Genomic DNA, 20,181 nt, shown 5'->3' on the forward strand with positions numbered 1-20,181 from the left:
CGTGGAGTCAGTAGACGGCATACACCACAAAACCACTTCAGCCACAGATTGCGCAAAAGATCTGTCATGAGTATGCTGTTCGATAATGGATGCAGGGTTAAGGCATGCGCATTGAATACCTTCAAATATCAAATGTCCTCAGTTTTCCCTATCGAGCCGATATAAATCAGGCCGATAAAATAGAATTTGATGATGGTCTAAATATTATTATCGGCGAGAACGGATCCGGAAAGTCCACCGCCCTCGAGGTTGTCAACTTCCTGTTTCGAAGGGTCATATATCGTCAGTTCAGCTTCAATCGCGAGCTCTTCGGACGCCGCTCAACACTTCCGACGAATGAAAGGCGACAAATTCTGTTGCCAGCTCATCACACCCATATCAGCGGTTTCCGGCTAGACGCAAATTGGGATAGCGAAAATCAAGAGCAGCGCATTCGAATAGCACTACGACTTGACGACATCGACCGCCAGAACATTGCTAATATCAGAGCTTACTTTGTCGATCTTAACCAAACACTGGGATCGTACTCAACTTACAACGTTAACGCCAATGGCGAGGAGCGAGATACATACGTTACTGATGTTATATTAAATCGTAACGCAAATAATTTTAGGGTTGAGCTACAGGGCGGAGAGCACGACTTTGGCTTCACATATCTAACCGACTATCACCTCTTTAGAGAGGCCATTTCCCTTCACAATACCCTTACGAGTGGTGAACCGATCCCACCCCTCCATGAAAGTTTTACGCTTATCGGTAGCTATCGCAACTACCACGCGTTTCAGCCTTCCATTTCACTTAGCAACGCGTCGGCATCGCAACAAATTCAGGATATACGGAATCAAGACTTTAGCCGTAGCCTCAACGCTACTGAGAGCAATGAACCTCCTGTTTTCGCTCTCGTCCGGCTACAAGTTGCTGAGCGCCACTTCAACCTGATTTCAGAAGCAAAAGACCTTGCACAGTGTGAACGAGAAGCGAACGATCTTCCTTTTGTAAGGTCGGTTAATGAGCGACTGCGCGTGGTAAATCTGCGCTGTCAAATAAAGCTTCTGGATCAGCGTACATGGCAGTATAGCTTCGAATTCTACGACACCCGTCGCAATAAACCGATCGGCGACATCAACAGCCTGAGCGCAGGTCAAAAAGCGATTATCCACTTAGTGCTTGAGGCTTATGGGCGGGGGGAGCTGAAGGGTGGGGTCGTCATCATAGATGAACCTGAAATCCATTTGCATTATCAATTCCAGTACGAGTATCTGCAGGTACTTCGAGAACTGAACCGGACGCAGAGGTGCCAATATATTCTGGTTACCCATTCGGAATCGCTCATCAATTCGAGTACCATAAGCTCTGTACGGCGGTTTGCACTCAATACTAGCGGTCACACCGCAATCTTCTCGCCTACACTTTCCGCAGACGAAAAAAGCCTAATACGCATCCTCGACAACTCCCGATCGACTTATGCCTTTTTCTCGAAAAAAGTGGTGCTGGTGGAGGGCGATACCGATCGCTATTTCTTTAGGGCGCTACTCCAAGAGCGACACCGTCTGCTCGAACAAGAAATTGCTGTTCTCCATGTCGGCGGAAAGAGAGAACTTTCAAAGTGGCACAGTTTGTTTTCAAGCTTCGGCCTCCGCGTTTACGCTATCTCAGACTTCGACTACGTCGTAAATATGCACTATCGCGCTGACGTCGGAGTTCGCCTCCGAACAGCTCAAGAGATCGCCGCATTCAAACAGTCACACTTAGATTGGGAAGGCCACATAAACGCATCAGCAGCAAATGGTATGTTCATACTGCGCGAAGGCGATCTCGAAACGTACCTTGGCATAAGAAAAGATCTAAGCCATGTGATTGAATTCTGCCAAAATGATCTTCACTCATTTCTGGCAGATAATACTTCTAGCAAAAGCCGCGAAATACGGTCAATCATTGATACCATCGCCGGATAATGTCTCGGAATGACGCCGCGCGACTTAAGGTTAACTCTCGTGTCGAAACTTGGACTTCTAACAGCAATAGGGCACAACATAGCTGACTCGGTCGGCTCCGGAGTAGGACTAATGGTTGGAGTCTACTCCATGGATATCTACGGTGAGGCCGCTTCTACCGACGAAGGTTACATCGACGTAGATTTCCTCACTGGCAGTACATTTGGCGGAGCCGCTTCACCTTCGCTCATGAAGGCTCTTAAACTCTACAGCGAGGAGTTGCCCCGCTTCTGCAAACGGAATGGGGTTGAGGTTGCCGAGTTTCGTATGCTTAGTGTCCGCTTCTTGACAAAAAACCTTAAGCCGACTTGTATCGTGACAATAGAAGATCATCACGGGCGCTCCTCCATCGACGAATATCAAGGATTGCCCGCCCGTCGTGTGAAAAAACTGGACTATTTGGGGCGGGTTCGGCGAAAATAGCATTCTATAATTCGTCACGCGGGTTTTAAATTCCGACGACGCTAAGCACAGCGTGAGTCGGACGAAAAAGTACGAATGAGGTTCAGGAGCTGAAGGCCATCATACGAACCGGATTTGCCGTTGCCAGCATGTTTTTTGCGGGCTCTATTGCGTTTGCCGCGCCGACATATCTCAGCTGCGAATTCGCAGGCTCGAAAGGAACCCCTCAGGTATTCAATTTCGCTCTCGACGAAGCCGCCGGGACATTTGGAGTTTATGTCCCGGCTTCTGGAAGTCAGAGAATGGAGAAAGGCACCTTTGCCGGCGGTAAAGCGAGCCTGAATGAAGGCTCGGTGGCATGGGAGATCGACATCGCCAAGGGTTCGGTCATCCGCGATAAGCGCATGGTTGGCGAGAAGGATGGCGGGACCTGCAAGAAGATCTCGCACGCGCAGAGCGGTTTTGAAAATTAATTGCCGGTCTGGGCAAGAGGCCAGCATCGAGATGTCCGCACATGGAGCTGACGGCACGGCACATCTATAGCGCCTTGGCGAAGCGTTCCAGTTTGCCCAGCGTTTGCTGACCCAGCTCCACGGCACCGAAACCCTTCGCTTGCTGGAACTCGGCTTCCGTGCTGAACACCATGCCCAGCACAACTTTCGTCTCGCCATCCTGATCCTCGAAGGAGGCCCAGGCATCGGCATGTTTCGGCCCGTTTTCGCCCCATAGCAGCGTATAGCCGATCCTCTCTTCGGGCCGGACCTCGACATAACGATGATGGTTCGGGAAGACTGTGCCGTCAGGGCCGATCATGTCAAAGACCCATTCGCCGCCGGTGCGCAGATCAATCCTCTTCGTGCGGCAGGAAAAGCCTTCGGGACCCCACCATTGCGGCAGCGTCTTCTCGTTCATCCAGGCTTTCCAGAGGATGTTTCGCGGCACCTTTATCGTTCGCTCCAGCACCATGGTCCGCCCGGCCACGCTGGCCAGATTGTCGAGACCCGCGCTGAAACCTTGTTGATAACCATCGCGCATATCCTCCGCCAGAGAGGAAAGCTGCACCGTTACGGTCAAGCGGCTACGCTCTTCCGCAGCCTGAAAATCGGCAGTTACCAGCGCTGCCGACTGCGTTACGCCGCCGGATGAGACCACCTCATAATTCACGCTGCGGAGGGTTGGCAGCAGCTCCAGCCAGCCGCATTCACAGCGAATATCCGGCTGGCCGGCGACCTTGCAGAGCGAAACTTCGCGACCGCCCAGCCTGCTGTCCGCTTCCAGGAATTCCACGGTGACCGAGGGCGTGGGAGAGGCCCACACCGCCCGGGCGGCGGGTGAGAGCCAGACCTGCCAGAGAGCCGATAACGGAACGGCAATCTCCCGTTCGAAGCTGAGCGTCGCGAAACGGTCTTGTGGATGCGGTTCAGCGTGTGCGCTTTGTTGACCCGGTTTCGTTATCATTCTGAATCCTCCTTCATAGCCTGCATTGCAAATGCCTCCAGCCGGTCAAGCCGGCTCTCCCACACGGCCCGTTGCTCATCGAGCCATGTGCTTACCGGCTCCAGCGCTTCGGGCACGATGGCGCAGGTGCGCACCCGCCCATCCTTGGAGGTGATGATCAGCCCTGCCTCCTCCAGCACGGAAAGATGCCGCATCACCGTGGGCAGACGCAGCCCCGTGGGAGCGGACAACTCCATGACCGGTGCCGGCCCGCCGCCAAGGCGCGCCAGAATTGCCCGTCGCGTCGGATCGGCCAGAGCCTGGAAGATCAGTGAAAGTTCCTGATGATGCTTAGTCATATTGCTAACTATCATGTTTCGTCGTGACGGGGCAAGGGGAAACTTAGCAGATTAACTAAGTTTTATCGGGAGGGATGGTCCCGGGGATGAAATGCCGATGCGTCGCCCGACCGTTTCGTTTGGGTGACGGAACCCTTCCTCTTCATGCGCCTGGCGTTCGGCAACGGGCGGCGGATGCAACTGACGGGCCGGAAACGAGCCATCAAAAGTTGCAGAAAAAGATTGACTCTCGCTGCCGCCTGAGTGAGCTTCGCCGGGAAAAGACGGGGAAAAAATCAAATCATCATGTCACCAGAACGCTTCAATCAATGCCTGCGGGTGATCCGCTGGACGCCGATCAATATTGCGTCCGCGCTGCAATGCGAACTTTCATGGATCGAGGCGCTGGAAGCAGGCAACGAGGAGGTTCCCGCTGGCCTGGCGACATGGCTGGAAACGCTGGCGCAAGCCCATGAGGCTCTTCCGCCTCCGTCCACCTATAGAGGAAAACGGTCGACATTCTGATGCGGCCGGCAGCTTTCAGCCTTTACCAACGATTGGATTATTCGAAATGAAATATGTCATAGCAGCTCTTGGCCTGATCGCCTTCTCAAGCCCCGCCCTCGCGGCATCCTGCGAGAAGAACTTCACTGTCTCAGGCGTACCGATGGTGACGGCTGTCTCTTACAAGTCCTGGCAGGAACTGCCGAAGGCGAAAGCGCCCGCCGTGCTGCAAAAGCTCGCGCAGGCCGTGGCGGCGGAAGGTTTCTCCGGCATCCAGATCAACAAGGCGCTGTCTTCCATCGATGCGCACCAGGAGACCAGCGGCAGCGGCAGAATTCAGACGCTGCGGGTCGTGGCCCGGCAGAAAGGCGCCGCGGTGCGAATTGATGCTGTCTTCAACATTCAGGCAGGACAGATCGCGGACAAGAACGTCATTCGCGAGGGCATCTGCAATATCATCAATGGCGCGTGACGCACGGTGAATAAACCGCCCCTTCGCAGTCTCGACGCCGGCGCACGCTGACATCGAGACTGGGGAGCTGTGCGGGTGCGGCGCATTTGTTGCGAACGGACGCGGCGGCTGGCCCCGGCGCGGGCGGCGGGCTATGTGGCTGGTGTATGCCGTTGATGGCGATGCTTAGGGTATGGCGGGCAAACCCGGAATCTGCGATGGGTGCAGACAGGGATACTATCCGCGGCCGGAAGCAGGCTGCGAATCGACGGGGAAAACATGCCGATCCATGAACTGGCTGCCGTGGGCGCCGCGACGTGCTGGGCGATAACCGGGCTTCTTGCCGCGGGCCCGGCGGGGCGGCTTGGAGCGCTGGCCTTCAACAGGACGCGGCAGCTTTTTGTCGCCGCTTTGCTGGGGGTCTATGTGCTCGCGTCAGGCTCCTGGCGGGAGCTTCAGCCCGAGGCATTGTCGTCGCTTCTCCTTTCCGGCTTCATCGGCATTTTTGTTGGCGACACGCTTCTCTTTACCTGCCTCAACCGGCTGGGGCCGCGCCGTTCGGGAATCCTGTTTGCGCTGAATGCCCCGATCGCCGCACTGCTGGCATGGGCGGTGCTTGGCGAGCAGCTTCCCGCAAGCGCCATTGCCGGCATAGGCCTGACGCTCAGCGGCGTGCTACTGGCAATCCTCTTCGGCAAGCGCAAGGCGCAGCTGCATGAATGGGAGAGCGTGAAGGGGCCTCTCTGGCTCGGCGTGCTCTTCGGCCTTCTGGCGGCGCTCAGCCAGGCGGTCGGCTCGCTCATTGCAAGGCCCGTGATGGCGACCGGGATCGATCCTCTTGCCGCTTCGATGCTGCGTGTCGGGGTGGCCGCCCTTTGCCTGACTGCGCTTACCATGCTGCCTATCGACGCGGTTCGGCCCAGAGGCCCGATGACCCGAAGCCTGTTCCTCCAGACGGCGTTCACGGGCATCATCGCCCTGGCTTTCGGCATGACGCTGCTTCTTTTTGCCCTTTCCGGCGGCAAGGTCGGCATCGTCTCGACACTGTCGGCAACGACGCCGGTGATTATCCTGCCATTGCTGTGGCTGAGAACGCGGGAAGTGCCGGCACCCGGCGCATGGGCCGGCGCCGCACTTGTCGTGGCCGGCATGGCGCTCATGTTCTGGAGATAGCTTCAACCCGATGGAGAACGGGTGCGGAAACGCCTCATCCGCGTCGAGACTTTTCACGCCAGGATTCAGACAGCACTGCCCCCTTGCTAAGCAACTTTTGCGTGCTTAAAAGGCGGCTAATATCAGTTCGTTAGAGAGGACCAACTTCGTGGAACAGGAAAACATCCAGACCGGCAAGGGTCGGCGCCGGGCGCTTTGGGCGGCGGTTGCAATTATTGCCGTTGCTGCCGCAGGCGTCATCGGCGGCAAGACCTTCTACGAAGCAAAGGTGAAGGAACTCGTTGCCCGCAGCGGCGCGACCGCCACTTCCATCGAGGTCGACTTTCTCGGGAAAATTCATGTTCGCGATCTGACGCTGCCGCTTGAAGACGGCAAGAATATCAAGATCGCGGCTATCGACGGACGTCCGAAACTTCCGTTTCTGGACGGCGCGCTTGACATGACGACCATCGATATCGATGTGCCCACCGGAAAGATTTCGATGGCGCAGGCCCGCGTCGAGAATGCCGCTTTCGAAAAGCCGGGACAGGCGGAAGAAAACGGCAACTCCCTGCCCCGGCGCATCGAGCGCTTCGCAGCCGCGCGCATTTCCACGCCTGAGGTTACGTTTACCCAGTCCGTCGCGACCACCGAGCAGAAGACCGTTTACAAGAACGTCGCTCTCTCCGAGATCGCCGGCGGTCGCATCGCCCGCTATTCGATCGACAATGGCGGCTACGACATCAAGATGCAGCTTCCCGACAGCGATGGCGCGATGAAGGACAAGCATATGGTCGTCTCGACCGGCGCAATCGCCGGCCAAGGCATCGATGTCGCTTATCTCGCCCGGCTCTATACGGAAAAGGCCGGTCCCGAAGACAAGGAAGCGAAACCGCTCTACGGGCCGCTCTCCGTCAAGGCTGTCTCCTTTTCTGACGGAGACGCTCATTTCAGCTACGATGAAATCCGCAGCGACGGCTTTACCGCCCGCATGCCGTCTGAGCCGCTGCTGGAGACCCTGAAAGCGCTGACGACCACCCAAAATCCTGACGAGCTTTCACCGGAAGCGCGCCAGGCGCTTTTCGCAAAGGTCGTGTCCATTCTCGACATGGTCGGCAAAAGCAACATGCAGCTCATCGGCTTCAAGGTCGACGCGCCGGATGAAAAGGAAGGGGCGGCTGGCAAAAGGGTCAAGGCCACCATCGACCGTATCGACATGCAGATGGACAGCCGTAAGCTCGACTTCGGCTTGAATGGCATGTCGATCGGAGACGGCGACGGCAAGATCGAAGTCGCGGAAGCAAGCCTCAAGGGCTTTGACTGGAGTTCGACGATCAAGGGAATTTCCGAGATCATCGCGCTCGACGAGACGCAGATCGAGACCTTCCAGTTTAATCGCCTGATACCGGAACTTGGCAGGGTGCGCGTCGGCGGCATCAACGTCGATATGGCCGCGCCGGAAAAGACTGAGGAAGAGACGACCGGCACGCCTGAACGCATCAAGTTCACGCTCAAGAATTTCGAGATGGGGCTGACCAAGCCCTTCAACGGCATCCCCACCGATATCGAGATCAGGCAGGACGAGCTCACGCTTCCGATCCCCGCCGACTCGGAGGAGGAGGTTTTCGTCGAGGCCCGCAAACTGGGTCTCGAAACGCTCGCCTTCTCTTATGGCCTTGCGGCCGGCTGGGACGAACCGAACAGCAACCTGGTGATCCGCGACATCTCGCTCAGCAGCAAGGATTTCGGCAGCGTCAATTTTGCCGGTCTGGTAAGCGGCTTTACCGAAGAGTTCTTCTCTTTTGACGTCAATCGCGCGCAGGCGGCGCTCTTCGGGCTCGCCGGCCGCGAGGTGAAGCTCACGATCAGGGACGAAGGTTTGATGGCCAAGGCGATCAAGCTTTATGCCCTGCAGAACGATATGACGGAAGATCAGGTGCGCGCCACTCTGACACTGGTGGCGGGCATGATGCTGCCGCAGGTGGCAGCTGAACAGCCGAAGCTGCAAAACGCGGTGGAAGCGCTCGTCCAGTTCATCAGCAAACCTGGAACCCTGACGGTAACGGTCAAATCCACGGGCGCAAATGGCCTCGGTATTTTTGACCTGGTTGCCGCCTCTGACAATCCGATGGGTCTTCTCGACAAGGTCGATATTCAGGCGACGGCCGAATAAACCGGCCACTCCTCCGGCAGTCTCAAGCTTGGTTTTCCGAGCTTGAGACTGCCGGAACTGGTATTCTCATGAGATTATGACGTGAACGTCTGAGAAGCCCGCCCTCTTGCGGGCAGGGCCATGAGGAGCATCAACATGAAAACCGAGCAACTCACTTTCGGCCCCGACGGGCAGGTTCCCAACAATCAGACCTTTGCCGTCGTCATTTATCGAAATGTCGGCACAGACTTTCATTCCACGGATTTCGAAGCAGTATTTTCCCGCAACGGATGGAGCGGCATCTGGCGCAATGGCGTGTTCGACTACCACCATTACCACAGCGGCGCACATGAGGTTCTGGGCGTGGGGCGTGGCGAGGCGACATTGCAGATCGGCGGGCCGGACGGGCAAATTCTTGATGTCGCGCAGGGTGACTGCCTGATACTGCCCGCCGGAACCGGCCATATGAAGCTGAGATCTTCTGCGGATTTTCAAGTGGTAGGTGCTTATCCGCCCGGTCAAAAGGCCGATATTCAGACCTCTGCACCAAGCGCGGAAATGCTTGAGCGGATAAGGTCCCTGCCGAAACCTGAGACAGACCCAGTGCATGGAGCCTCATGCGGCCTGATGGAAATATGGCGCTGAAGGCCAGCCCGCCGATCTACCCTTATACCCGGCAGGCATGCGATTTCAGCCTTGGATTTTGCCCAAGGGCGGCGTTCCCCTGCAGCACGAGCCGTAGCTAATGCAGCCACTCGCAACTATAAGCGAGGACCGGCTCGGCAAAGCCCTTCAGTCTGTAACGATCGCCGTGCACGAGGACATCAGCGCCGCCATATTCCTGGAGGGTCTTGTCCGAGATCAGTATCTGATCGCTCCCAGCGGCGGCACAAAGTCTTGCTGCCAGTTGCACGGTCGTGCCGAAGAAATCATTGCTGTCCTCGACCGGCTCCCCACAATCCAGCCCGATGCGAATGTGAATGGGCTCCCCTTTGGCGCTGTTGTAACGATGGAACTCGCGCTGGATATCAATGGCGCAGTCCACGGCAAACGGCGCGGAGGAGAACACGGCCATTATGCCGTCACCGGTATGCTTGACCTCCCGTCCCGATCGTCGCCCCAGACAACCACGCACGAGAGCATCATGCGCCCGGACGAGTTCTGCCGACATACGATCGCCAAGGCGGGCCGTCATCTCGGTTGAGCCGACAATGTCAGTGAAAAGGATCGCACGGTGGCCGGCGTCCATATCTTTCGAGACAGCCCCAACAGCCACCGGATCCTGTATGCGCCCGAGAAATGCTTCCACGGCCGACAGGGCGACTTCCACCACTTCACTGGCGACAAACCCGTGCGCTTCGCGATGCACGCACTGCGCGGTTGCGGCGTCCGGGGCATCCATAAGGCAAAAGGCCGTGCCACGTCTTTCATCAAACCAGTAGGTCAAAAACTTGACGCCATACTGATCCTGGATGTTGAGGTCTTTAAGGTGTGCCGCAGCAATATCCGCAGCGGAAACGCCGGCAAGCTCGTGCCGGTCCATGAAGATAGGCATTGGTTCCTCCCAAGAGTATTTCGTTGCCTCCTCTGCCAGCCATTTTATGACGTCACCGAATGGTCGTCTATCGTTCTTACGGGTGACACCGGAAAAGACGGGAACACCGGAAAGGGCGATATTCGTTCGCGTTAGAATTTCGGGGCCACTGACGACCTCTTACCTGCGCTTGACCATACGCCGAAGCAGGGAGCCGGATCGGGCCTTGCGGGGAATGAGGTGGATGTCGCTGACCAGCTTTGCGCCGCCTTCCCGGCGTTCCAACGTTATCTTTCGGCTATGGAAGGCCTCGAGCTCGGCACGATGCGCCACGCTGATGATCGTGGCGTCTGGCAATTCATCAATCACCGTCTGCATCATCCTGTCCTGGCTTTTTTCGTCGAGAGCCGCAGTCGCCTCGTCCATGACGATGATGTCAGGGTCGTTCAGCAACAGGCGGGCAAAGGTCAGCCGCTGTTTTTCACCGCCCGACAGCGTCTGGTCCCACGGCGCTTCCTCTTCCACCTTGTCCTTGAGATGGCCGAGACCAACCTTGTCGAGAGCCTCCCCTATCTCTTCAAAGGTCCAGCTCTCGGCCGCCTGCGGATAACAGACCGCCCGGCGCAGGGTGCCGGAGGGAATATATGGCCGCTGCGGCAACATGAAAAGCCGGCTGCTGGCGCGAAAACTGACACTGCCGCCGCCCCATGGCCACAGGCCCGCGATTGCCCGAACAAGCGTGCTTTTGCCGGATCCGGACTCCCCTGCGACGAGCACTCTTTCTCCCCGCCCGATCTCTACATCGGTCTCTTTGACGACGGACGTACCGTCGCCGAGCGACACAGAAACATCCTTGAGGCTGAGCATCGTTTCGCCTTCCGTTTCACCACGGACGATCCGGCCAAGCTTATCGCTCTGTTCGGCCCGCTCGAGACCGTCAAGCGACATCATCAGGGAGGCAACACGGCGTGCGCAGGCGTTCCAGTCCGCCAGCCGGGGATAGTTGTCGACCAGCCAGCCGAAGGCGGATTGAACGATGGTGAAAGCGGATGCCGCCTGCATGACCTGGCCGAGGGACATGCTGCCGTCGAGAAATTTGGGCGCGCAGAGAAGAAGCGGAACAACGGGCGCAATCAACATCGATCCATGCGACACGACAGTGGTGCGCATATATTGCTGCGCCATCTGCTTCCACTGCTGCCGGACATTGCGGAATCTTTTGTCGAGGTCGCTTCGCTCCTCCTCTTCGCCGCCAAGCAGGGCGATGCTTTCCCCGTTTTCTCGGACGCGGGTCAGCGTGTAGCGGAATTCCGCCTCGAGCTGGTTCTTGACCTCGGAGACCCTGACGAAGTTCCGGCCGATCAACGCGATGGAACTTGACGTGATGAGCGCATAGATCACCGCCGCAACCACGAGAAAGCCGGGTATCGTGATCCATGCCCCGCCGATCGGCAGCGTCAGCGCGCCGCCGATCGTCCACAGGACGACGATAAAGGTGGAAGCCGACACGAAGGCGGCAATGACGCCCGCCACGAAATCCACGGGTGCTTCGGTGGCGATCCGCATATCCTCCGACAGCCTCGCCTCCGGATTCTGATGGTCACCATCGATCAGGTTGAGCTGGTAATAGCGACCATGTGCAATCCATCGGGAGACCAGCACCTTGGTCAGCCAGGAGCGCCAACGCCGCTGGATGCGCATTCTGACATAGACCTGTGACGTCACGATCATAACGCTTCCGAGAACCAGCGGCGGGAATATCGAAGCGAGAAAATAAACAGTGGATGCATCCCGCTTTTCAATCGCGTCGAAAATCCCGCGATTCCAGACGTTGATACCATATTGGAAACCGACATTTATGCCGATCATCACCAGGAGCCCGATGGAGAACGGCCATGCCAACGCATCGCCACGGCGGCTCCAGAACCCTCGCGCGCTGATCCAGAAGCGTTTCAGAAGATATTTCTTGCGGGCCTCTTCGGCCTCTTCCGGTGTCAAACCCGAAGCAGGTTCCATTTCCTCCGGCGGGAGGGGATCATCGTTAGCATGAACATTCTCTGCACCATTCTGGCCGGTGCCATCGACTGGTTTCGGTTTTGCGTCAGCATCGGTCATGGATGCTTAAACGGATGGCGGTTTGAAAGGTTGCCGGTCCAGAATGATTTGCCTTTGGCCCAAGGCGGCCGTGCTAGCGGCCTCTGGTTTTTCTCCACTTCAGTAGATACCCAAATCCCGGTCCGAGCAGAGCGCCGGCAATGATCCATTCCATCACGCCTAGCGGGCTTTCATCGGGATCATGCCCGGTGACTGCGGCGTGATGTTGACCACAGCACCGCCGCCCGTTGTATTCATCACGCGGATTTCATGTTTCATCGAAAGCCATGGACCGGTTAAGTTGACCTCAAAGACACGTCCTAGTGTTGCGGTTTCCATTCGCCAAACATCTATGCGGCAGGCTTCGGGACGATACCCCTAAATTCAGGAACTCTCCGATCTCCACGCAGCAGTCCTTCAGGGTCTTGCACAGGCAACAGGTTCTCACAAAGGCAGAACAGGTCGCGCTGCCGACCTCGTACAAATCGCGCGAACAAGCGAGCGAAGCCATCTGTGGGTGGGGTCGGCGTCGAAACGCGGGTGCCATGCCTGGGAGATGGCGAGCGCGTCTGTCTCCACCGGCAAGGTAAAGGACGCCAGATCGCGCCTTGCGACCTTTGTCAGGCGATCCGGCATGGCGGTGATGTGGTCACTCGTTCGAACGATTTCCAACGCATCGGCAAAGCTTGCCACGGCCAGGCTAACGGTGCGGGCATGCCCGAGAGCGGCGAGCGCCTGATCGATCGGACCCTCGAAGCGACCCCGTCGCGATATGGAAATATGCGGATAGGTCGTAAAACCGGTCAGCGTCACAGCGCTTGCAATGATGGGGTGGTCTTTTCGAACAACCGCAACATAGCGATCGTGAAATAGCGCCTGCAGCCGAACCTCCGGCCCCATCGCGCCGATCACGCCAATGTCGAGATCGACCCTCGCCTCGCGCAGGGATTCCACATCCTCCTCGCCCTGCGGGGCGAAACGCATCCGGGCTTTAGGCGCATCGGCAGAAACGGCATTGGCAATTGCCGCACCGTAAGCTGCGACAAAGCCGTCATTGGCGCGAATGACGAAGGTCCGGTCAATCTGAGCGGGATCGATCTCGCCTTGGCCGCGCACGATCTCTTCCGCGTCCATCACGACCCGACGCAGACGTTCCCTCAGGGCTTCGGCCCTTGGCGTCGGCACAAGGCCGCGTCCAGCCCGCACCAGAACCGGATCGCCGAGCAGATGGCGGATGCGGCTCAGCTGTCGGCTCATCGCCGGAGCGGAGAGGTTCAGCCGCTGGGCGGCGCCTGCGACACTCCCCTCTGACAGAAGCGTGTCGAGGGTGACAAGCAGATTCATGTCGATCGGGGTTCTGATCTTCTCGTTCATATCCGTATCCGCCGTCCACCATGGAGTGCACCTGATGCACTTATAACTTAGCTATATTGCACTGTATGCAACAAATGTCGGAGGCTATCAACGATCGAAAATCAACGGCTCCAAGGAGCATTTTTCGATTGGAATGAACATGTCGTCACACACCGTCACCCTAACCGCTTCCGGCCATGCGGCTCATCACCGGCCGGTCAGATCCGGCCTTGTCCTTGCCGGCCTTTCATTGGCCATCCTTCTTTCACAGCTCGGCACCAACATCGTCAACGTCGCCTTGCCGACACTGGTCACGAGCTTTTCGACAAGCTTCGGCGCCGTCCAATGGGTGGTCGTCGGCTATCTGCTTGTCGTCACCTCGCTCATCGTCGGCGTCGGCCGCTTCGGAGATCAGCTCGGCAAAAAGCGGCTCTATCTCTGGGGATTGGCCATCTTCCTGCTCGCATCGATCATATGCGCCGTGTCAACGACACTTCCTTTGCTGATCGCCGGACGCGCGGCGCAGGGGCTTGGCGGCGCGATCATCATGGCTCTGTCCTTTGCCTTTATCGGCGAGGTCTTTCCGAGGGAACGCGCGGGCTTTGCCATGGGTGTGCTCTCGACCATGGTCTCCTTCGGCATAGCGCTGGGGCCGTCGCTTGGCTCGCTGGCGCTTGCCGCCTTCGGCTGGCAGGCGATGTTCTGGCTGAACCTTCCTTTCGGCATCCTCGCCTACCTGCTGGTGAGCCGCTACCTGCCGGTGTCGGTTGATACGCCGAAACATCCCGCTCCCGCTGCGCGCTTCGACTGGCTGGGTACGGTGCTGCTGGCGGCGACGCTCGGCGCTTATTCGCTGGCGATGACCTTTTCCGGCACGCGGGGATTTGGCGATACGCTGGTTATCCAGCTGGCCTTCGGCGCCCTCATTGGTCTTTCGTTGTTCCTCGGCGTTCAGGTGAAGGCGAAAGCACCGCTTTTGCGGCTCTCCATGTTTCGCAACCTTCTTCTTTCCACCAGCATGGCCATGAGTGTTCTGGTTTATGCGGTGATGATGGCGACGCTGGTGCTCGGACCGTTTTTCCTGTCGAAGGCGCTTGGGTTGAATACACGATCTGTCGGCCTGGTCATGACCGTCGGTCCGCTTGCTGCGGCTCTGATGGGCGTTCCTGCAGGTTTCATCGCTGACCGGATCGGCGCGAAGATTACGATGGTGATCGGGCTTGCTCTCTTCACCATTGGCAGCTTCGTGATGTCATGGGTGACTGCAACAGGCGGCGTATCGACCTATATCGCCGCGATCCTGATGATCAGCATTGGCCTTGCCTTCTTCCAGACGCCAAACAACGCGGCGGTGATGGCCAATGCACGGCCCGAGCAACGCGGGCTCGTCTCCGGTCTGCTGGCGCTTGCCCGAAATCTCGGCCTGATCACCGGCGCTTCTCTGATGGGGGCAATCTTTTCCCACGCGGTTGGCGACGCCGCCACGGCCAGCCCGGAGGCGATCACATCAGGCATGCGCCTCGCATTCCAGATCGCCGCGCTGATGGCCGCGGCAGCTTTCATTCTGGCTCTGACCACTCTTCGCCGCCGCAGCGCGGCCTGAACGACCCCGCGAAAGAAAACAAAATGAAACACGACAATAACAACCCCGGGCATCCAATCCCGCCCGAACGCAGATTGCTTGTTGCGGCGGTGCGCGAGGTGCATCTCGTTACCCCGCATATGAAGCGGATAACCGTGGGATCAAACGCGCTTGAAGGTTTCCCGGTCCGCCGGCCGGCGCAATGGGTCAAACTGTTTGTCCCAACACCTGAAAGCGAAAAGCCAAGCGGCAGGGCCTATACGATCCGCTATTATTACAAAGGCGATGCCGAGATGGATATCGACTTCGTTCTGCATGGTGATGGTCCGTGTTCTTCCTGGGCGGAGCGGGCCCGGATCGGAGATGTCATCCAGCTCGCCGGGCCGCGCGGCGGCTTCAGCCTTGCCCCTGATGTGGCCCATCTTCTGATCGGCGGCGACGAAACGGCGCTGCCCGCGATCGGCGCGATCCTTGAAGACCTGCCCGCCGGGATCAAGGTGACGGCCTTTATTGAAATCCCGGACAGACGCGACATTCAAACGATCGTCACGATGGCGGATGCCGATATTACGTGGTTACCCCGCAATGGATCGCCTGCCGGAACCGGCACGGCCCTTCAGGAGGCGATGACGGCTGCCAGCCTGCCGCAGGGACAGAGCGAGGTCTGGTTCGCAGCCGAGTCTACGGTCGTGAGAATGGTGCGACGCCATTTCCAGAATGATCGGCAGTTCGATCGCAGCCGTATCACCGCCTCAGGATACTGGAAGAGCGGCGAGACGGATTTCCGTGATGCCGAAGGCGATGAGCGGTGACCTGCCAATGAACCACGACTGAATAGCGCCTTCAGCTTCCGTTCCGACGGGAGCGTCTACAACAAAGACGTTCAACCGCGGTCTTATCCGCCTGAGGAGACACAGTCATGATCCGGAAGTCTTTCATTGCAAGTGCACTCGTCGCTCTCGTCGGCATCGCTGCCGCGGCACCCGCCATGGCCAATGACGTGCGCATCGAACAATATGGCTGGTCCAATTCTGCCGGCGGCGCACAGGAGGGTTACGGCAACCGGATCCGTACCTATCAGAACGGCGGCTACAACCGGATTGTCGGTCACCAGTATGGCCGGCATAATCTTTCGGCTGTCGGCCAGGAGGGGCACGACAATTACGGTTCCACCTATCAGAACGGCAGCCGCAACGTAGCCGGCATCGGCCAGTTCGGTTCCAACCACACCACCATCCTGACGCAGGACGGCAACGGCAACATCGCGGCCGGTGTGCAGGTGGGCCGCGGCTGCAGCGCCAATGTGAGTCAGGGCGGCAACGACAATGTCGCGGCCTTCGTGCAGGCCTGCCCTTAACCGGCGGCGCGACGTGAAACTGGTCGGGATCGAAACATCAGATCATCAGGGAGACGAGCCATGCCCCATAGCGTCAGACATCCGCGCCGCCTGGCGGCGATCCTAGTACTGGCACTGCTTCCCGCCGGCGCCCTTGCGGCCATCTCGACCGCAAGGGAACCGGCAGAGGGAAAGGTCTGCGAGATCAGGGCAACGCCGCAGGCGGGCATGGTGAGGCTGGAGGCCTTTGCCGGGGGCGACACGCCTGCCGGCGGGACCTACGCCTTTCACGTCGAAAAATCGGGAAGCGGCGGACGTTCGGTCATCAATCAGGGCGGCGACTTTGATGCTGCCGCCGGACGTTCGCAATTGCTGAGCGCGGTGACGCTCGATGCCAAGGGAGCCCGTTACAAGGCGGTGCTCGATATGGTGATCGATGGCAGGAGTTTCAGCTGCACGAAGCAGGTCGACGGCGACTAAGCTGCGGCATGCTTGTGAATTACTCCCATAGAGGGCGCCGCTTAGGGCGCCCTTTTCTTTTGATCGTGCCGAACGACTGAACGACATGTGAATGGGCAATTCCGGTCGGGTTCAGTTGCGGGATGCGATTATCGATCATCGGCAAGGCGCTGACAGATGGAGATCAGAATGACCCGCAACATATTGAAACTTCTTACCGTTACCCTGCTTGTTGGTGGTCTCACACCCCTTGGATTTGCCGTACCCGCCCATGCCGGCGGCCGCATCTCCTTCGACCTCGCACCCGGCAATGCCGCCGATGGCGATCTGCTTTCGACAGGTCTTCGCGCCTATTCGCTCTACCGTGGCCTCAAGGAGGCCGATATCCGCCAGCTCGGCCGTGGCAACGCCGCCGGCATCGCCCAGAACGGCGGCGGCAATCTCGGCTTTATCCGGCAACGCGGCACCGGCCATTCCGCAACGCTGCAGCAGAATGGCAACAACAATGCCTATGGCATTTTCCAGTACGGCCGCAACACGGAGACCAATGTGGTGCAGGATGGGAATAACGGCAGCGGGCTGACTTTCAGCTATGGCTGGTAAGGCGACGCAGGACAGCGATCCTTGCGGGTCGTCTCCACAGGCTCAATTCGCAAGAACCTTTCCGTCCCTGCTCTGAACGATATCCGGCGACGGAACCGGCAGAGCACCGGAAGCGGGCAGAGACGGAATTATCAGCCATGCGCCGGGATAATCATTGCGAAGATGCCGGGGATTATAACGAATATTGCTTCCGGCGGCATGGCGAAGCGTTCCGATCGTGGCATCTGTTGAAAGCACACCTCTGCTGATTGCGTGGAGTTTTCGGTTGCCATCAAGGGCAAGCGTTACCTCCGAAAGCTCGAAACTATCAATGTGAACGGTCTGCTCCTGCGGTGTGTCGACAATCCATCTGTCTGAATCGACAAAGCCATCGATGTAGACATTACCGGTGGAAGCACGCAGGGACGTGCCTTTCGGCAGGCTGATACCGTCAACGACATTGCCTTCGGCGAGAATGCATTTGCTGAAGGCGGAGATGCCGCCATCGGTCATGAAGTCAAACTCCACGGGCTGCGTCGCGTCGCAGCGCCAGCCGCTCTGGGTGGTCACTCCATTGCCGGTTATGCGCATGTTGCCAGGGGTGAAGCCGATCGTTTCGTAGTTCTCGTTGGTCTTTATCGCGATATAACGGGCGATCTCGATCGCATCGATATCAGCGACCCGCACCGGATGCGGAAACACGGCCCGATTGAAGGCCTGCCTGTCATCGGCAATGGCCAGTTCGAGTTTCGTACCCTTGGGCATATCGATCCCACCAAGGCGCGCCGGCTCCGAGAGTTCCGGCCGATAGCGTGCCGCTCTCTCCTTGTCGTAAGCACTCATCTGCAGATAAAAATCGCCGAACCGAAAAAGTGTGAAAAGCGCAACGGCCGTCACCAGCCCGTAAGGCAGGATCATCGGGCGCTTCCAGCGGCCGCGCACATATCGAACGAACAGCAACAACGTCCAGACGACCCACACAAGGGTCGTGACGAGAAAGAAGGCAAGGAGAAGCAGCGCTTCGACGGAGGGCAATGCGACAGGGATCATGCAAACCAATGGTCCTGGGCGGATCGTTTTGATCCTGAAGAGACATCAGTGCTTTAGCCCACAAGCGGTTGTCATTTCAACTCGGCGATGGCGGGCGGATAGTGGCGGCTGTCCGGGCGACAGATAGCGGCCGCCCGGTCAACGCGCTTATGGGGTATCAGCCGCCAAGGACGAAACGGGAGAATGCCAGGGCATTGCGGGCGTCCTCGTCCATTTTCGCGACATCGGCGCCGCCGCTGAGATCGCGCCAAACCTTGATGTCGGAGCCGATCGTGCCACCGGTCTTGACGAAGGGCTCCATGATAACAGCACCGGTGTAATTGATATCGCGAAGGGCCAGACCAATTTCGTGCCAGGGCATCCTGCCCTTGCCCGGTACGCGGCGATTGCTCTCACCGGTGTGGAAATGACCGAGAAGCGGGCCAGCCGTGCGGATGGCTTCGCCAAAACTGTCTTCCTCGATATTCATGTGGAACGTATCCAGCATGACTTTCACGTTGTTCTTGCCAACATCCTTGACGAAGGCGACGCCTTCGGCCGCCGTGTTGAGCACGTGGTTTTCAAAGCGATTGAGGACTTCGATGCAAAGGTTGATGCCGAGATCATTGGCGAAATCGGCAATGCCATTGATGCCTTCGACGCCGCGCGCATAGTCGCCCGCCTTGTCAACGGGCTGGGAGTAATCGATCGGCCAATAGGAATGCAGCGCACCGCCGATCGTGTGAATGTCGAGCTTGGCGACATTGGAAAGGGTACGTTCAAAGAACGCCTTGCCGGCTGCGCGCACGGAAGCATCCTCGGACGACAGGTTCTTCGTTTTCGAAGGGCCGATGCCGGCGGTGAGGATGATGCCGTTATCCTTCGCGCTCTGCCTGATCACGGCGAGCTCGGCGTCGCTGTATTCATTGATGTGGTGTGCGGCGACTTCGATGATATCGAAACCGAGCTTGGCGACCTTCTCGATATAAGGGCCGAACTTGGCGCTCCACTCATGTTCCCAGTAAGAATAATAGATGCCGTGTTTCATGGGGATTTCTTTCGCTTTTCGTTTCGCTGGATTTGATTTGGGCGGAGCAGTGGTTGAGCCGGCTTCAGGAAGTCGGCTTGCTTCCCGGATTTCCGATACGAAGGTCCGGCTCCGTGCTCGAGGAAATGATGAACCGGCCATTCGGAAGGTCATTCTCTTCAACCTTGCGATTGATCTCGTCTTCACCGAGGCCAAAGCTGCGCCAGCGGTCTCTCAGCCGCGCACGCAGGTCGTCCTCATCGACATCGACAAAGACAGTCAGGTCAAAAATCTGTTTGAGACGATCCCAGGGCGATTGGCTGGCAAGGAGATAGTTGCCCTCGCAGACGATGATATCGACGGATTGCGGGATCAGACGGCCGCCTGCGCGGGCAATCTCGATGGCGCGATCAAAGACGGGGACGGCGACGACATCATCCTCATTGGCCTTCAGGCGCTCAAGCATGTGACGCAAGCCGTGAGCATCGAACGTGTCGATTGCGCCCTTGAAGGGACGGCGCTTCATCTCTTCGAGCACGGCATCGTCACAATGAAAGCCATCCATCGGAAAGAGCGCCGCAGACACGCCTTCGCCTGCATTCAAGACGTCAACCACATGCTCGGCAATGGTGGATTTTCCCGATCCCGGCGCGCCGGCGATTGCAATCATCACGCGCCGCCCTTTGGCGCCGGCAAGACGTTTGAGGGTCAGGCCCGCAATTTCACGGGCATTGTCGTCAATTTTGCTCAAGGTA

At 58.1% G+C, this 20,181-nt stretch carries 22 protein-coding genes; 13 read left to right on the forward strand and 9 right to left on the reverse strand.

Annotated elements, in window-relative coordinates; translation table 11 throughout:
• Window positions 1-104: 104 nt before the first annotated feature.
• The 3 genes from DA915_RS17380 (at window position 105) to DA915_RS28720 (ending at window position 2,869) form a co-directional block, all read left to right on the forward strand.
• Window positions 105-1,955: an AAA family ATPase gene (locus DA915_RS17380; protein WP_107676732.1), complete on the forward strand. Its 1,851-nt coding sequence runs from the start codon at window positions 105-107 to the stop codon at window positions 1,953-1,955.
• 129 nt (window positions 1,956-2,084) lie between these two features.
• Window positions 2,085-2,417, forward strand: coding sequence for a hypothetical protein (locus DA915_RS17385; protein ID WP_128287075.1), 333 nt, complete (start codon window positions 2,085-2,087; stop codon window positions 2,415-2,417).
• Between the two features lie 128 nt (window positions 2,418-2,545).
• Window positions 2,546-2,869, forward strand: coding sequence for a hypothetical protein (locus DA915_RS28720; protein WP_128287074.1), 324 nt, complete (start codon window positions 2,546-2,548; stop codon window positions 2,867-2,869).
• Between the two features lie 64 nt (window positions 2,870-2,933).
• On the opposite strand, the gene DA915_RS17390 is transcribed toward DA915_RS28720, so the two are convergent.
• Together DA915_RS17390 and DA915_RS17395 are read right to left on the reverse strand one after the other, a co-directional pair.
• Window positions 2,934-3,854 carry an SRPBCC family protein gene (locus DA915_RS17390; protein ID WP_107676734.1) on the reverse strand — a complete coding sequence of 307 codons (921 nt, stop codon included), beginning with the start codon at window positions 3,852-3,854 and terminating at the stop codon, window positions 2,934-2,936.
• Window positions 3,851-4,192: a helix-turn-helix transcriptional regulator gene (locus DA915_RS17395; protein ID WP_020009926.1), complete on the reverse strand. Its 342-nt coding sequence runs from the start codon at window positions 4,190-4,192 to the stop codon at window positions 3,851-3,853. Before DA915_RS17395 ends, DA915_RS17390 begins: the two co-directional genes overlap by 4 nt.
• A 285-nt stretch (window positions 4,193-4,477) precedes the next feature.
• Between DA915_RS17395 and DA915_RS17400 the strand changes: the two genes are divergently transcribed.
• From DA915_RS17400 to DA915_RS17420, 5 genes are all read left to right on the forward strand, one after another.
• Window positions 4,478-4,696, forward strand: a complete 219-nt coding sequence (locus DA915_RS17400) for a hypothetical protein (protein ID WP_003505772.1) — start codon at window positions 4,478-4,480, stop codon at window positions 4,694-4,696.
• A 46-nt stretch (window positions 4,697-4,742) separates the two neighbouring features.
• A complete protein-coding gene (locus DA915_RS17405) occupies window positions 4,743-5,147 on the forward strand; it encodes a hypothetical protein (protein WP_003505769.1) in 405 nt (134 codons plus the stop codon).
• Window positions 5,148-5,405: 258 nt separating this feature from the next.
• The gene (locus tag DA915_RS17410) at window positions 5,406-6,299 is read left to right on the forward strand and encodes a DMT family transporter (RefSeq protein ID WP_107676735.1); all 894 of its coding nucleotides are present in this window, start codon (window positions 5,406-5,408) and stop codon (window positions 6,297-6,299) included.
• Between the two features lie 148 nt (window positions 6,300-6,447).
• A complete protein-coding gene (locus DA915_RS17415; RefSeq protein WP_107676736.1) occupies window positions 6,448-8,451 on the forward strand; it encodes a hypothetical protein in 2,004 nt (667 codons plus the stop codon).
• A 135-nt stretch (window positions 8,452-8,586) separates the two neighbouring features.
• On the forward strand, window positions 8,587-9,075 hold the full coding sequence (locus DA915_RS17420; protein WP_107676910.1) for a cupin: 489 nt from the start codon (window positions 8,587-8,589) through the stop codon (window positions 9,073-9,075).
• 97 nt (window positions 9,076-9,172) lie between these two features.
• On the opposite strand, the gene DA915_RS17425 is transcribed toward DA915_RS17420, so the two are convergent.
• The 4 genes from DA915_RS17425 to DA915_RS17440 all read right to left on the reverse strand — a co-directional run bounded on the left by DA915_RS17425 (window position 9,173) and on the right by DA915_RS17440 (window position 13,432).
• The gene (locus DA915_RS17425) at window positions 9,173-9,985 is read right to left on the reverse strand and encodes a nickel-binding protein (RefSeq protein WP_107676737.1); all 813 of its coding nucleotides are present in this window, start codon (window positions 9,983-9,985) and stop codon (window positions 9,173-9,175) included.
• Between the two features lie 159 nt (window positions 9,986-10,144).
• Window positions 10,145-12,079, reverse strand: a complete 1,935-nt coding sequence (locus DA915_RS17430; protein WP_107676738.1) for an ABC transporter ATP-binding protein/permease — start codon at window positions 12,077-12,079, stop codon at window positions 10,145-10,147.
• Between the two features lie 159 nt (window positions 12,080-12,238).
• Complete coding sequence (locus DA915_RS29295) at window positions 12,239-12,397, reverse strand: hypothetical protein (RefSeq protein WP_244600753.1); 159 nt, start codon at window positions 12,395-12,397, stop codon at window positions 12,239-12,241.
• A gap of 105 nt (window positions 12,398-12,502) precedes the next feature.
• A complete protein-coding gene (locus tag DA915_RS17440; protein WP_107676739.1) occupies window positions 12,503-13,432 on the reverse strand; it encodes a LysR family transcriptional regulator in 930 nt (309 codons plus the stop codon).
• A gap of 139 nt (window positions 13,433-13,571) precedes the next feature.
• Between DA915_RS17440 and DA915_RS17445 the strand changes: the two genes are divergently transcribed.
• The 5 genes from DA915_RS17445 to DA915_RS17465 all read left to right on the forward strand — a co-directional run bounded on the left by DA915_RS17445 (window position 13,572) and on the right by DA915_RS17465 (window position 17,391).
• Entirely contained in the window at window positions 13,572-15,014 is a 1,443-nt protein-coding gene (locus DA915_RS17445) for an MFS transporter (protein ID WP_107676911.1), read from the forward strand.
• Window positions 15,015-15,037: 23 nt separating this feature from the next.
• Window positions 15,038-15,805, forward strand: coding sequence for a siderophore-interacting protein (locus DA915_RS17450; protein ID WP_107676740.1), 768 nt, complete (start codon window positions 15,038-15,040; stop codon window positions 15,803-15,805).
• Window positions 15,806-15,912: 107 nt separating this feature from the next.
• Window positions 15,913-16,350 carry a curlin gene (locus tag DA915_RS17455; protein WP_003505758.1) on the forward strand — a complete coding sequence of 146 codons (438 nt, stop codon included), beginning with the start codon at window positions 15,913-15,915 and terminating at the stop codon, window positions 16,348-16,350.
• A gap of 60 nt (window positions 16,351-16,410) precedes the next feature.
• Window positions 16,411-16,809 carry a curli-like amyloid fiber formation chaperone CsgH gene (gene csgH, locus DA915_RS17460; RefSeq protein WP_107676741.1) on the forward strand — a complete coding sequence of 133 codons (399 nt, stop codon included), beginning with the start codon at window positions 16,411-16,413 and terminating at the stop codon, window positions 16,807-16,809.
• Between the two features lie 168 nt (window positions 16,810-16,977).
• A complete protein-coding gene (locus DA915_RS17465; protein WP_192886587.1) occupies window positions 16,978-17,391 on the forward strand; it encodes a curlin in 414 nt (137 codons plus the stop codon).
• 42 nt (window positions 17,392-17,433) lie between these two features.
• On the opposite strand, the gene DA915_RS17470 is transcribed toward DA915_RS17465, so the two are convergent.
• From DA915_RS17470 to DA915_RS17480, 3 genes are all read right to left on the reverse strand, one after another.
• Complete coding sequence (locus DA915_RS17470) at window positions 17,434-18,420, reverse strand: hypothetical protein (RefSeq protein ID WP_107676743.1); 987 nt, start codon at window positions 18,418-18,420, stop codon at window positions 17,434-17,436.
• A 157-nt stretch (window positions 18,421-18,577) separates the two neighbouring features.
• Window positions 18,578-19,447 carry a sugar phosphate isomerase/epimerase family protein gene (locus tag DA915_RS17475; protein ID WP_107676744.1) on the reverse strand — a complete coding sequence of 290 codons (870 nt, stop codon included), beginning with the start codon at window positions 19,445-19,447 and terminating at the stop codon, window positions 18,578-18,580.
• Window positions 19,448-19,511: 64 nt separating this feature from the next.
• Window positions 19,512-20,177, reverse strand: a complete 666-nt coding sequence (locus DA915_RS17480; protein WP_107676745.1) for a nucleoside triphosphate hydrolase — start codon at window positions 20,175-20,177, stop codon at window positions 19,512-19,514.
• Window positions 20,178-20,181: the final 4 nt, after the last annotated feature.

Source organism: Agrobacterium sp. LAD9 (genome assembly GCF_003031125.1).
GTDB classification, from domain to species: domain Bacteria; phylum Pseudomonadota; class Alphaproteobacteria; order Rhizobiales; family Rhizobiaceae; genus Agrobacterium; species Agrobacterium radiobacter.